The sequence below is a fragment of the Pseudomonas citri genome (assembly GCF_025336485.1).
GTDB lineage: Bacteria > Pseudomonadota > Gammaproteobacteria > Pseudomonadales > Pseudomonadaceae > Aquipseudomonas > Aquipseudomonas citri.
On record NZ_JAODAB010000004.1, the window covers coordinates 245,144 to 259,058 of the forward strand.

Here is a 13,915-nt window from a genome sequence, read left to right on the forward strand (position 1 = left end):
CTGGCTTGCCGGCGATAAGTCTTCGAACCGCGCATAGCTCTTGCGGCTGTTATCGCTGGCAAGCCGGCGCCTGTGGTTCAACCGCCACGAGCCGCAGTCAGTTACGACGGTCGATGGCCGGGATCAGGCCGAGTTCGGTGGCTTGTTCGTACAGGCCGCTCATTTTCCATTGTTGGGTCAGCACGCCGGGACCATAAGCACGGGAGCCTCCGAGGGCGTCGGCGAGCAGTTGCAGTTGCGCGCCCTCCTCCAGCAACAGGATGAATTCAGCTGTGGCACGCAACCCTTGCCTGCCCCATACGGTGGAGCCGCCGTTGGCTTCCAGGATCGCCAGATTGAAGGGGCTCTCGGTGATCTTGTCGAGGATGAAATCCACTTCCTGCTGGCGCCGGTCGATGTACACCGGCAGCTCCCGGGCCAGTTGGTAACGCTGTACCGGGACGTAGTGAAACGGCAGCGTGCGATGGGTCTGGGCCCAAGCCCCGAGGTAAGGCGAGTGCACATGGGACACCGTGGTGATGTCCGCATGCTGCTGGAACAGCTTGGTGTAGCGTCCCAGCCCCCCCTTCTCCTTGCCTTGGATCACCTTGCCGGCAAAGTCGGTAACCGTAGCCTGCAGCGGCTTGCGGTAGTTCCACGGGCCGCCGTAGTTCACCGACACCAGTAACTCCTGGCCCGGTACCCGCTCGATGAAACCCACGGTGCCATAGGCGGTGATGGTGTTGGTCTCGCGAAACACCGTGAAGGCCTCCTGCGCCTCCAGCAGTACCTTGTCGATAAAGCCTTGCAGTTCCTGGCTGATCGGTTGTTCGTTGATGAGGACGGTCATGTTAGTTCTCCGGTTCAGGCGTGGCGCTTGGCCAACAGTTCATGGGCGGCTTGCAACGGGCGCGGATCGACCCAGTCGGCGATGGAAAAATCGCGCTCGAGGAAGCCGTGCAGGTAAAGGAAGTCTTTCTGGGTGCCGAGGAATTCCAGGCGCTGCGTCGACAGGTCCGGCGCCAGGGTGGTGTGGAAATCACCCCGGTAGGCCTCGGCAACCCCGGCGCTACCGGCACGGGTTTCGTCTTCAAGAATGGCGTTCAGAGCCTCGCGATTTTTTGCTGCCCAATTGGCGGCGCTGAGTGTTTGCGCCAGGAAGCGCACCACCAGGTCGAAATGGTTTTCCAGCAGGCTCTGGTGCACGGTGATAGGACGGGGCGTGCCGTTGTTGATGCGGTAGCGCGGCTCGGCGATCAGGTCCAGGTCGATGCCGACCACCAACCCGAGACGACGCGCTGCATCGGCGGCGGAAGCGCCTTTGACATAGACCGCGTCCACCTCGCCACGTACCAGGTAGTCGAGGCCCGACCACAGGCGTTGCAGACTTTCCTGTGGGGTCACCGCCTGTTCCTGGTCATGCAGGGCAACCTCCACCAGTTCGACATCATCGAATCCCAGCCCCACCAGGCTCAATGCGCCTTTATAGCCATGCAGGCTCATGGCCCGGGCAATACTCCCGGCACGGGTCTCGCCCCAGGCAGGAAGCGCTAGGCGCTTGCCTTTGAGATCCTGTGGCCGACGGATGCCGGAGTCTGGACGAACCAGGATGGTCTGCCACTCCTCGATCCAGGTCAGACCGATCAGGCGACTCGGTGCACCGGCTGCACGTGCCACCAGCGCCGGTACGTTGCCGCCTTCGCGAAACAGGCCTGGCAGATCGTGATCGTAATGGTGGTGGCCTAACTGCCGGGCCTCCTGCAAAGTGGAAACCGGCAGACCGTCGGCAGCGAACTCGTCACTGAGCCAACCGAGTTTGTAGGCAATCCCGGATGCGGTCGGCACCGGGCAACGAGTGAACCAGATCCGCTCCAGCTCAGCCTGAGCAGCGGGTCGGGATTGTTTGGCAGCAAGCGTCATGGGCAGCTCCGTGGGTTGGGCAAGTAAGTCGCGATGACTGTTGCCAGAGCCATTGCAGCATCCGCGCCAAGAGCTGAACACGCCTGCTTACAAGGCTCTTCGCCGAATATCGGGCAATCCATCCACGGCCAGTGCTGGCCTGCCAGCAGCATTGCGCGAAGACTGCTGCAGTTCGAGCAGCCTCCATCGAGGCGCTGCTGCTCCAGCAACACCTCTCGCCTCGTCACTGCATCCAGGCCTGCGCGAAACAGGCTTTTGCAGACGCTGGCGCAGAACTTGCCTAAGCCCGAGGCAACCCCCGACGAACACATCCCCTTGCAGGACGATTTGTGCAGTTTTCGCGCCCTCACCCGCTCCATTATCAGAGGTAGAACAATGAGTACGCTCGAACGTAACCCCGCCACACAACCATTGCTGGAACAGGCGCCGATACGCCAGCTCCAGAGCGAGGCTCAAGCCATCGCCGCGGCCAGGGAAGTGGCCTTGGAGATTGCCGAGATTGCCGCAGATGCGAGCCAGAACGGCCAGTTACCCCGGCGTCAGGCGGACCTGTTGTCCACCTGCGGGCTGACCGCCATCGGTGTGCCCAAGGCGTTTGGCGGGCTGGGTGCGTCGGTGGAAACGATTGTCGAAACCGTACGCCTCATTTCAGTAGCTGATGGTGGTGTCGGTCAGTTGCTGCAAATTCACAACGTCATGCTGCGGGGAATTTTCAGCGGCTACTCCGACGCAATCCGCGATCGACTGATCCGCGATGTGCTGGCCGGCAAGCGTTTTGGCAACGCCTTGGCGGAAGTCGGCGGCAAGAACAAATTTGTCCTCAAGACCCGGGTCGAACGCCGCGCTGACGGCAAGCTGATCCTCAATGGCAGCAAGTTCTATTCGACCGGTTCTTACCTGGCCGAGTGGATTTCCCTGACAGCCGCCAGCGACGACGGCGGCGCCGGGGTGTTGCTCAACCGCAATACCCCGGGCCTGACACTGGTGGACGACTGGGAAGCCTTCGGCCAAAAAAACTCGGTCAGCGGCACGGTAATCTTCGACAACATCGAACTCGATGAAGGCTTCGTTTCCCAACACAAAGGGCCAATGAAGCGTACGGGGCTGACCTTCCCGCAGATTCTTCATGCCGCCATCGATACCGGTATCGCCGAAGGCGCCCTGACGGCAGCAGTGGATTACCTCAGGCATCACGCCCGGCCCTGGGTGGAAAGCGGCGTCGATCATGCCAATGAAGAGCCGCACATCATCAAGCAGATCGGTGAATACGCCGTCGCCCTGCGCGGGGCGCAATCGTTACTGCGCGATGCTGCGCGGGTGTTCGACCAGCACGAGCAGGACCCGGACAACAAAGAATTGCAGGACGAGCTGATTCTCTCGGTGGCCACCGCCCGCGCCCACTCCGATGCCGCCTCGTTGAAGATATCCAGCGACATCTTCTCCCTGCTCGGCGCTAGCTCTTCGCTGACCAAATGGAACCTCGACCGCTTCTGGCGCAATGCCCGGGTACATACCACCCACGACCCGATCCGCTGGCGCCTGCATCACGTTGGCAACTATTACCTCAACGGCGTCGACCCAGGAGAATACACCGCGATCCTCAACGCCAAGGAAAAACAGGGCGCGACCAGCCCGACACGTTGATCGCCAAACCCAACTCCCCTGAAGGAGCGGGCATAACCGGTATGAAATTCAGGACCCCATCGCCGGCAAGCCGGCTCCTACGAGATTGTGTCCGGCGAAGGTGCCACGGGGCACTGCACAGAGCTCTTCCATGACCGAAAAACACCCTCTCTTGCGCAGCCTGGCGATTTACCGGGAAATGCCCTGGCGCTTCGCCCTGGTGGCGGCGCTGTACCTCGCGGTGAACCTCGGGCTGGTCTGGCAACAATGGCTGATCGGCCACGCGGTGAACGACGTCAGCGCCGGACGGGTGGTGGCGCGGCAGACCGATGGCAGCCTGGACGCCAGCCTTGGCTGGTACTGGTTATGGCTGATGCTCGCCGTAGCCCTCGGCCGCGGTGTGTTGCAATACGCCGCCAGCGTGTTGTCCCTGGTTCTCAGCCAGGAACTTCTGACCCGCCTGCGCGAGCGTATCCTGCAACAGGTGCAAAACCTGCACTTGGACTATCACTGGCAGCACGGCATGGGCGAAATGATCACGCGCACCACCCGCGATGCCGACAAAGTTCGAGATGCGCTAATCAGCTTCTGGCGCCAAGTGGTGGAAACACCCCTGGTGGTGGTGGCAATGGTCGGTCTGCTGAGTTGGTACGACCCGTTGCTGGGGGTGGTGCCTCTGTTGCTGACCGTATTCGGCCTGTGGATTTTCATGCGCCAGACTGATCGCCTGGTCAGCCTCGACCGCTCCGTGGGCGAGGCCTACGACCGGGTCAATCAGGACCTCAGCGAAGGTATCGGCGGCGTGCGAGTGATCAAGTCCTTCGCCCTCGAACACAGCCGCGTCCAGCGTTTCGCCAGACAGGTGGCGCTGTTCGCCGACCATGCCCGGCAAGCCCTCGCCTACTCCAGTTCGCGGACTCCCTTGCCCCAGGCCATAGTCGCCCTGGGGCATGTGTGGATTCTGGTCTACGGTGCCCATCTGGTGGCAAACGACCGATTGGGCATCGGTGAACTGGTGACCTCGCTCCTGATCGCCACCACCCTGGTTTTTCGCATAGAAGGCATCGGTCGAGTGATGCAGACCTTCGCCGATGCCCGTTCCAGCGCCGAGCGCATCTGGCAACTGCTGGATGAACCCGAGGCGATCCGTAGCGGCAACGCAGCGCTGCCCGATACACCTCTTGGATTGAAGCTGGAACAGGTCAGTGTCAAAGCACCCGGTGGCGGTCTGGACATCCTTCACGATTGCTCGCTGACCCGGGTGAAGTCGTCGCCCTCGTGGGCGCCACCGGGACCGGCAAAAGCCTGCTGGCCAGCCTCCTGCCACGCCTGAGCGATGTGACCTCCGGCCGCCTGCTACTGGGCTCTGACAGCGCCGGCTGGCAAGACATCCACCAGTTGAACCTGGATGAGCTGCGGCGCCGGGTGCACGTGGTTCCCCAGGAAAGCTTTGTATTTTCCGACACATTGGCGGCCAACCTGCGCCTGAGCGCCCCTGGTGCCAGCGATCAACAGCTGTTGCACGCTTTGCGCCTGGCCGCCTCCGAAGAAGTGCTGGAACGACTCCCCCAAGGCTTGGGCACGCCGCTGGGCGATCGCGGCGTGACGCTATCAGGCGGTCAACGCCAGCGTCTGAGCCTGGCCCGCGCACTGCTCGGTGAACCGGACATTATCTGTCTCGACGATGCCACCAGCGCGCTGGACGCCATCAGTGAGCGCCAGGTGCTGAACAACATGCGCCGGCTGCTTCGCGACCAAGGTCGGGTCAGCACTTTGCTGGTGATTTCCAGCAAGCTCTCGACCATTCTCCTGGCTGACCGCGTGCTGATGCTCCAGGACGGCAAGATCACTGCCAACGGCACCCATGCAGAACTTCTGAAAAACCATCCGGACTACCGCGACCTGCTAGGGATCGACCATGGCTAACCCAATCGCTGGCAAAGCCCTGAGCGATATTGAAATAGAAGAAATGCTCGCAAAAAAAGCGCTCGATCGCAGTATGCTCAGTCGCCTGCTGCCGTTGCTGAAACCGATTCGCGGGCACATTTTCGGCGTCATCGGGATCGAGCTGCTGCTAGTGTTCACGGTGTTCCTGCGACCCTGGTTCATTCGTGAGCTGCTGGACCGAGGATTGATTCAACAGGACAACCAATGGCTGCTGGATGAGCGCCTGGTGCTTTGGCTTGGCCTGGGGCTGGAGGCCAGCTGGCTGGGGCGCTTCATGCTGGCCGGTGCATCGCAGTTCATTGCCGGCAGTGCGGCGATCCAGGTCCTCAACGATCTTCGGGTACGAGTCTTTGCCCATGTCCAGAGCTTGAGCGTCGGCTACTTCGACCGGACCAAAGCCGGGCGAATCATTTCTCGCGCCGACCGCGACGTTGACGCCCTTGAATCGCTGCTGATCCAGGGACCGCCCGAGTTGCTGGGAGCTTTGCTGCGGTGCGGGCTGGCCTCGGTGATGCTGTGGCGGATCGATCCACGCTTTTTTCTCAGCCTCGCCGCCACGGTGCCGCTGCTGGTGCTGGCGACCTGGAGTTTCAAGCGCATTTCCCAGCGCAACTGGGCAAAGGTCGCGGAAAATCGCAGCCGCTTCACCGCGCATCTGGTGGAGAGCGTCAGTGGCACCCGCATGTTGCAGCAGTGCGCCCAGCAAACGCCGAACCTGCGCCGCTATCGCCGCCTGCTGGATGACTTCAACCAGGCGCTGATCCGTGGCAGCCTGCAGACCGGCTGGTTCGCGCCGTTCACCGCCCTGCTCAGCTCCGCCGGCATGGCGGTGCTGCTGCTGGTGGGCGCTTATGGGCTGGCACAGGCGAACATGAGCGTGGGTCAGATCGCCGAAAGCCTGTTCTATGTGTTCCTGTTTCTCGGGCCTTTGCAGGAACTGTCGGACCTGTTCGAGCGCTACGCCACCGGCTCGGCCTCGGCGCAACGGATATTCCTGCTGCTCGACACCCGGCCAGACATCAGCGACGACGCCACACCCCGCAGTCTTGGCCGGGCGCGTGGCGAAGTGAGTTTCGAGCGCGTGCGCTTTGCCTATGACGCCAGCAGTCAGACACCGGTGATCAATGACCTGGACCTGCATATACCCGCCGGTGAAGTGCTGGCGATCGTCGGGCCATCGGGTCACGGCAAGAGCACGCTGGTGCAGTTATTGACGCGTTTCTACGAGGTCCAGTCGGGGGCAGTGAAACTGGATGGCATCGATATTCGCGATCTCGCCCAGCGTGAGCTGCGGTGCAGTGTTGGCGTGGTATTGCAGGACAATGTGCTGTTCAGCGGCAACATTCTCGACAACCTGCGCCTGGCGGCTCCCCATGCCGACGATGCCAGTCTGATCGCCGCGGCCCGGGAGCTGGGGGCGGATGAAGTACTGGAGCGCCTGCCCCATCAATACCAGACTGAGGTCGGGCCGCTGGGCGGGTACCTGAGCCATGGTCAGCGACAACTGGTATGCCTGGTGCGTGCCTACCTTGCGGACCCGACGGTGCTGGTGCTGGACGAAGCGACCTCGACGGTCGACATTCACACCGAACGCCGCATCCAGCGGGCGTTTCGCCGACTCTGCAAAGGCCGCACCGCCATCATCATCGCCCACCGCCTGGCAACCATCCGCGATGCCGACCGCATTGCGGTAATTCAACAGGGGTGTCTGGTCGAGCAAGGGCCTCACAGCCGCTTAATCGATCAGGGCGGTGCCTATGCGGCCCTCTACCAGACCTACCTGCGTAGCGCCGAAGCCCGCGCCACCCTCGAAGAAACCTGCGCATCGCTGCGGCGTGAGTAAAGCCAGCCCCACCGCTCCCCCTGATTGGGTTACCCGCCCCCCCTTTGTAGAGCTGGCTTGCCAGCGATAGCTTTTTCAAGACCGGCACAAGGCTCGAGGACCTATCGTCGGCAAGCCGGCTCCTACGGCGATAACGACTGGCAGGTTGAAGCGAAACGCGCCTGTTGCGTCCTCAGCAACCACTGCTGACGGACTGCTTCTACAGAAGCACCTTTGCCCCCCATTCCCCCTCTCCCAGGACAAAATCCCCCCAGCCCTATTGGTCTGCAACCCTCCCGCGACCATGGCATGTCCGTTGCAACCGCCTTGACCAGTCATCCTCGCGCCCGCGCGACGCAACGCGTACTTGAATCAGGAGCATCCATGAGCACTGAGTTTTTCTGGCGCCTGCCACTGGGCACCGACGGCCCGCAACTGACCACTGACAAACATAATCGCGGCAATCCGGACCACCGCCCCGGCAATATCGCTCCAGGGCGCCTGCCCAACGGTGAGCCGGACGGTTTCACTTATATCGACTACATCGCCCAAGTGGCCAAAGCCGCGGAGCTCGCCGGCTTCGAAGGCGCCCTGCTGCCCACCGGCCCGGAGCCCTGGATCGCCGCGGCTGCCCTGGCCCGGGAAACCCGGCGGATCAAGTTCCTGATCGCCTTCCAGGCCACTTGGACCCTGCCCGCCTACGCCGCGCAGCAGGCGGCGATCCTGCAGAACCTCAGCCATGGGCGCCTGGAGTGGAACATCATCACCGGCGGCAACCCGGCCAGTCAGCGGGCCAATGGTGACTTCCTGGAACACGACCTGCGTTACAAGCGTACCGGCGAATTCCTCGACATCATCCAGGGTCTCTGGCAAAACGAGCGTTTCTCCTACGAAGGCGATATCTACCGACTGGAGAACGGCGCCCTGCCCCAGGGGCTGCATAACGAACGCAAACCCGGAGTGTACTTCTCCGGTTTCTCCGACGCTGCGCTGGACGTGGCCGCCAGACACGCCGACGTCTATCTGAACTGGGCTGAGCCCATCGACAAGCTAAAACCCCATATCGAACGCGTGCGCGAACTGGCGGACAAACAAGGGCGCAGCGTGCGTTTTGGCTTGCGCGTCGATCTGTTCGCGCGGGAAACCGAAGAACTGGCCTGGAGTGATCTGCGTCGCCAGTTCGACAAGCTCGAAGGCAAGAGCAGCGTGGTCGCCAAGGACTTCAGCAGCGGCTCGGACTCGGTTGGTGGCGCACGGCAAACGGCCTATCACCAGAACATCGACCGCTTCGACGATCTGATCATCGGCCCTAATCTCTGGGCTGGATTCGCCAAGGCCAAGCCGGGGCCGACCGTTGGCCTAGTGGGCAGTCACCAAAATATCGCCGAACGCCTGGTGGAATACCGCGATGCCGGTTTCTCGACGTTCATCCTCGCCGGCAACCCTCATCTGGAGGAAGCCCTGCGCATTGGCCAGGAAGTCCTGCCCCTGGTGCACCAACGCCCCGTTGCGACCGCGGCGACCCATTTGAAAGCCAGCGCCTGAGCGCTGCGGGAGATCCACAATGACGGCCCCCCTCGATATCCTCTGGTACACCCGCTGCCCGGTCCCCACCGGGCTTGGCATCGCCGTGCAGAAAGGCTGGCTGCAAGACACTGTCGGCGCCCTCGGCACGCAGGTCCGATCGCTACGCGAGTCTAGTGACAAGGCCGTGCGTGAATCGCACTTCGATCACAGCTTGCGCAACTCGGTACGCCATGGCGGCAATATCCCGGCAATCTGGGCCCGGGCCCAAGGGCGGGAAACCCGGGTCATCGGCCTGTCCTGGGCCGACGAAGTGCAATTGATCCTGACCCGCGCGGACAGCGGCATCAAAACTGTCAAAGACCTCAAGGGGCGCCGTTTCGGCCTGCCGGACTGGGCCTGCGCGCAAATCGACTTCACCCGTGCCCAGGCTCTGCGCGGCCTGGAAAACGCCCTCAGACTGGAGGGGCTGCAGGTTGGCGACCTGCAGCTGGTCAACTTCCGTTACGAGGGCACATTCAGCGACCCGCAGGTGCGTAGCGTGAACGGCACACCGGTCAGTACGCAACGTGCCGAAGGGCGCAATCTGGAGTTGGTGGGCCTGCTGCGGGGCGAGGTCGACGCAATCTTTCTCAAAGGCGCCAGCGCCGCCCGACAAGCCCATGAGTTCGGCCTGCACACGGTGATCGACACCGGCTCCCATCCGGAACCACTGATTCGCAGCAACAACGGTACGCCTCGCACGCTTGCCGTGGACCTGAACCTGCTGGACAACCATTTCGATGTCGCCAGCGGCATCCTCGATTCGGTGCTGCGGGCCGAGCACTGGGCCCATACCCACCCGGAAGAAACCCGTCGCTACCTGGCCCGGGAAACCAACAGCAGCGAGTACTGGGTCAGTGCTGCCTATGGCGACAATGCCCACCTGCGCCTGCGCACGGAGCTGGATGAGCAGGCCATCGATGCCTTGCAGGACTTCACTCACTTCCTGCATCGCTGGCGTTTCATTCCGAACGGCTTCGATGCGCGCGATTGGATCGATCGCCGGCCCCTGGACGCGTTGCAAGACAGAACCACCGCACTGGCGGGCTGATCTGTAGGAGCAGGTAGGAGCCGGCTTGCCGGCGGTGGCGACCTTGAGCATTTTACTGATCATACGGCCTCATCGCCGGCAAGCCGGGCTCCTACAAAGGTTTCCCATTTCACGGATTCGAACGAAGACCCTTATGAGCAAACCTCTCGATACACTCTGGTATACCCACAGCCCGGTACCCACCGGCCTCGGCATCGCCGTGCAGTCTGGGCGCCTGGCGGAAGCCTTTCAACCATTCGGTACCAATATCCAGTCCTTGCGCGAGTCCAGCGAACGGGAAGTTCGCGAAGCCCATTACGACCATCATCTGAAAAACTCGGTGCGCCACGGCGGCAATATTCCGGCCATCTGGGCTTATTCCAGCGGGGTGCAGACCCGGGTACTGGGGCTGTCGTGGAGCGACGAGGTACAACTGATCCTGACCACCATGGAAAGCGGCGTGAAGACTGTTCGCGATCTTAAAAACCGCCGCTTCGGCCTGCCGAAATGGGCCAATGTGCAGATCGACTTCACCCGCGCCCAGGCCCTGCGTGGCCTGGAAAACGCCCTCAGACTCGAAGGTCTGGAAGTGTCGGACGTGGAACTGGTGGACTACCCCTATGGAGGCACCTACAGCGACGATCAGAAGCAGCACGTGCACGGTTCGGAAGTCAGCCTGGGCGTCACCCGCTTCAGCCAGCGTAACAACGAGCTGATCGGCCTGCTGCGTGGAGACATCGACGCGATCTTCCTAAAGGGCGCTCACGCCGTGCATCTGGCCAATGAATTCGGCTTGCAGGTGGTGATCGACACCGGCTCCCACCCCGACCCGCTAATTCGCTCCAACAACGGCACGCCGCGCACCCTGACGGTGGACACCTACCTACTACACGAGCATTTCGATGCCAGTGTCAAAATCGTCGATACCGTGCTGCGCACCGAGCAATGGGCATGGGCCAATCCGGATGAAACCCGGCGCTTTCTCGCCCGCGAACTCAATACCAGCGAGTACTGGGTGGCGGCGGCCTACGGCGAAGATGCCCACCGCCGCCTGCGCACGACCCTGGATACCCGCTCCATCGAAGCCTTGCAGGATTTCACCGATTTTCTGCATCGCTGGAACTTCATTCCACGGCGTTTCGATGTACGCGAGTGGATTGATTTCAGCGTGCTGGAAAAGGTCGTTGGCTCGACATCCCGCGTTGCGGTTTGAGGCATTTCGTCACCCCATCCAGCCAATCGCCAGCAAGCGGGCTCCTACAGCAGAACCGAAAACACACAACTGTAGGAGCTGGCTCGCCAGCGATAGCGCTCTCAAGGTCACCGCAAACTCCAGAGGTCTGATCGCCGGCAAGCCGGCTCGTTGGCAGGACCAGCCCACCAACCGCATGACACGTCATCGCCGAAACCGGCTCCTGCCGTGGCGCGTGTGCAGCAACAGTTTTGCGCCCCGCTACTGCTGCTCCAGCAGCACCCGCCAAGCAACTTCTGCTGAATCAATGACAGGCAATTTCAGCCAGACTTTATCCAACTAACAGAGCTCTTAAAACTCGACGTCAAAACAAACTTTAAAAAAATAAAAATCCTTTTAATTCAATATCATAACAAAACTAAAAAACAAGTAAAAACACTTGGCACGATCTCTGCTCAAGCCCTCTGTAGCAATACTTTAACGGGGAGATCAAAATGCATAAACTTAATCCAATCAGCAAAAGTATAGGGTTGATCCTGCTGTTGGCCGGGGGCGTCAGCGACGGCTTGCTGGCAGCACAATCCAATGAAGCCGACAGCAACAAGACCAACACGGAACCGTCACTCAAGACCGTGACCGTGACCGCGCAACACCGGGAAGAAACCCTGCAAGAGGTTCCGGTGGCGGTGTCGGCAGTCCAAGGCACCAGTCTCGTCGCAGACGGCGTGCGCAACATGGGCGATATCACCACCTTCGTGCCCAACACTTCGGCGAAAAACCCTGACGGCGATGGCCGGCCACGCTGGTATATCCGTGGTCTGGGCACCGGTGATACCGGCGCAGCGACGGTGTTTCCGGTGGGGATCTATGCCGATGACGTCTACCTGAATGCGCCGATCGCCGGTGGCGGGCCGCTGTTCGATCTGGAACGTATCGAGATCCTGCGAGGGCCTCAAGGCACCTTGTATGGCAAGAACACCACAGCCGGCGCCGTGAATATCATTTCCAAAAAGCCGACCTTCGGCACCGACGGATTCGGCACTATCGGCTTCGGCAGTAAGAATGAACGCATCATCAGCGGCGCCTTGGGCGGCGCACTGGTGGACGATAGACTCGCCGCACGGGTCTCGCTGTATTCCGAAGAACGCGACGGCTTTCAGAAAAACCTCACCGACGACAACACCTACGGCGACGTCAACAAGAAAGCCGTGCGCCTGCAATTCCTCGCCCAGTTGAACCCGGACCTGGATGCCCTGCTTAAGATCCACAGTCGTGAATTCAAGGGCGATGGCAGCAACGGCTCGCTGCCGGTCGGGCGCTACTTCAATGTCGGTTACCAGAGACCCAATGGGCGTAATATCGCGCTTAACGTCAATGAGGACTCCAAACTCGATCACGACGGCACATCGCTGACCCTGAACTGGCACCTGGGCGACTACACCCTGACCTCCATCAGTGCCTATGACTACATTCGTGGCCAGTCCACCAGTGACGCCGACTTCACTCCTTTCGAGGTCAACGGTGCGGCGATTTCCGATAACAAATACGCCCAGTACTCTCAGGAACTGCGCCTGGCCTCGCCACAGCAGGAAACCCTGCGTTGGCTGATGGGCGCCCATTATTTCCATGAAGATCTCGACAGCTCGGCACAGCGCATCATCACTCCGGGGCCAACGCCCAACGGCACCGGCTCGAACCAGATCGGCGCCACGGACCTGCGGAGCCTGAACTACGACCACAAGACCGACAGCTACGCGCTGTTCGGCAACCTGACCTACGACTTCACCGACAACTTCACCGTGACCGGTGGCCTGCGGTGGACCCAGGAAAAGAAAGACATCGACCTCGACCTGACCCAGTTGACCCGTACCTCGGCCAACGGCCCGTTGATACCGTTGGGAGGCAGCGGCACCAACGGCAATCGCCAGGAGAACAAAACCTGGGAAGCCTGGACCTATGACCTGACCCCGGAATACCGGATCAACGACAACGTGCTGATATTCTTCCGGTATGCCCATGGTTTCCGCTCCGGCGGTTTCAATACCGGGCTATCCACCAGCCTCGCCCAGCTGACTACCGTCGATCCGGAAAAGCTCGATGCCTATGAAATCGGCGTCAAATCCGAGTGGTTCAACCACCGCCTGACGGCCAATGCCAACCTTTTCTACTACGACTATGCGGACATTCAGGTAAACCTGCTGACCGTCAACAACGGGGTGTTGACCACCGCGTTGACCAACGGCGCAAAAGGCAAGGTCAAGGGTGCCGAGTTGGAGCTCGAAGGCCAGCCCACCGACTACCTGCACCTGCGGGCGGCGGTGTCCTTCCTCGACACCGAATACACCGACTTCAAAAACACCAACCCCAACACCGGCGAGGTCACCAGCGACAACAGTGGCAACAGCTTCGTACGCTCGCCACGCAACGTGGTGTCACTCGGTGCCGATTACACTTTCCCACTGGAAATCGGCGGCAAGCTGGTGGCTGGCGGCGATGTGAGTTTCCGCGACAAGGAATACTTCCTTGCCGACCGCCAGAGCAGCGCCGACAAAACCCTGAGCCAACCGCACTACACCCTGGCCAATACCCGCCTGACCTGGTTCAGCGCGGACGAAAAGCTCAGCGTCACCGGGTTCGTGAACAACCTTACCGATCGACGCTATCAGGTCCACGGCCGCCCCAATGGCACCCTGGGTCAATACGTCATCACCTACGGCGACCCGCGCACCGTCGGCCTGAGCGTGACCAGCCGCTTCTGACTTTGCCCATCATTGGAGCCGGCTTGCCGGCGATAAAGTTCACAAGCCTTGCATCGCCTTGAAGGCCGTCATCGCTG

8 protein-coding genes and 1 pseudogene are annotated in these 13,915 nt (G+C 61.3%); 7 read left to right on the forward strand and 2 right to left on the reverse strand.

The genetic code is table 11. The features are described from left to right. Positions 1 to 97: 97 nt before the first annotated feature. Together N4Q37_RS06710 and N4Q37_RS06715 are read right to left on the reverse strand one after the other, a co-directional pair. Entirely contained in the window at positions 98 to 829 is a 732-nt protein-coding gene (locus tag N4Q37_RS06710) for a class II aldolase/adducin family protein (protein ID WP_260956217.1), read from the reverse strand. A 14-nt stretch (positions 830 to 843) separates the two neighbouring features. Then, entirely contained in the window at positions 844 to 1,899 is a 1,056-nt protein-coding gene (locus tag N4Q37_RS06715; RefSeq protein ID WP_260956219.1) for an ABC transporter substrate-binding protein, read from the reverse strand. A gap of 375 nt (positions 1,900 to 2,274) precedes the next feature. Between N4Q37_RS06715 and N4Q37_RS06720 the strand changes: the two genes are divergently transcribed. From N4Q37_RS06720 to N4Q37_RS06750, 7 genes and pseudogenes are all read left to right on the forward strand, one after another. Then, positions 2,275 to 3,543 carry an acyl-CoA dehydrogenase family protein gene (locus N4Q37_RS06720; protein ID WP_260956221.1) on the forward strand — a complete coding sequence of 423 codons (1,269 nt, stop codon included), beginning with the start codon at positions 2,275 to 2,277 and terminating at the stop codon, positions 3,541 to 3,543. Between the two features lie 130 nt (positions 3,544 to 3,673). Next, positions 3,674 to 5,448, forward strand: a pseudogene (locus N4Q37_RS06725) (ABC transporter ATP-binding protein). Next, positions 5,441 to 7,312 carry an ABC transporter ATP-binding protein gene (locus N4Q37_RS06730; RefSeq protein ID WP_260956223.1) on the forward strand — a complete coding sequence of 624 codons (1,872 nt, stop codon included), beginning with the start codon at positions 5,441 to 5,443 and terminating at the stop codon, positions 7,310 to 7,312. The pseudogene N4Q37_RS06725 and the gene N4Q37_RS06730 overlap by 8 nt, the downstream one beginning before the upstream one ends. Before the next feature lie 363 nt (positions 7,313 to 7,675). Next, entirely contained in the window at positions 7,676 to 8,836 is a 1,161-nt protein-coding gene (locus tag N4Q37_RS06735) for an LLM class flavin-dependent oxidoreductase (RefSeq protein WP_260956225.1), read from the forward strand. 19 nt (positions 8,837 to 8,855) lie between these two features. Then, the gene (locus N4Q37_RS06740; RefSeq protein ID WP_260956227.1) at positions 8,856 to 9,908 is read left to right on the forward strand and encodes an ABC transporter substrate-binding protein; all 1,053 of its coding nucleotides are present in this window, start codon (positions 8,856 to 8,858) and stop codon (positions 9,906 to 9,908) included. 133 nt (positions 9,909 to 10,041) lie between these two features. Further along, positions 10,042 to 11,100, forward strand: a complete 1,059-nt coding sequence (locus N4Q37_RS06745) for an ABC transporter substrate-binding protein (RefSeq protein ID WP_260956229.1) — start codon at positions 10,042 to 10,044, stop codon at positions 11,098 to 11,100. A gap of 473 nt (positions 11,101 to 11,573) precedes the next feature. Then, entirely contained in the window at positions 11,574 to 13,838 is a 2,265-nt protein-coding gene (locus N4Q37_RS06750; RefSeq protein ID WP_260956230.1) for a TonB-dependent receptor, read from the forward strand. The last annotated feature ends 77 nt before the right edge of the window (positions 13,839 to 13,915 follow it).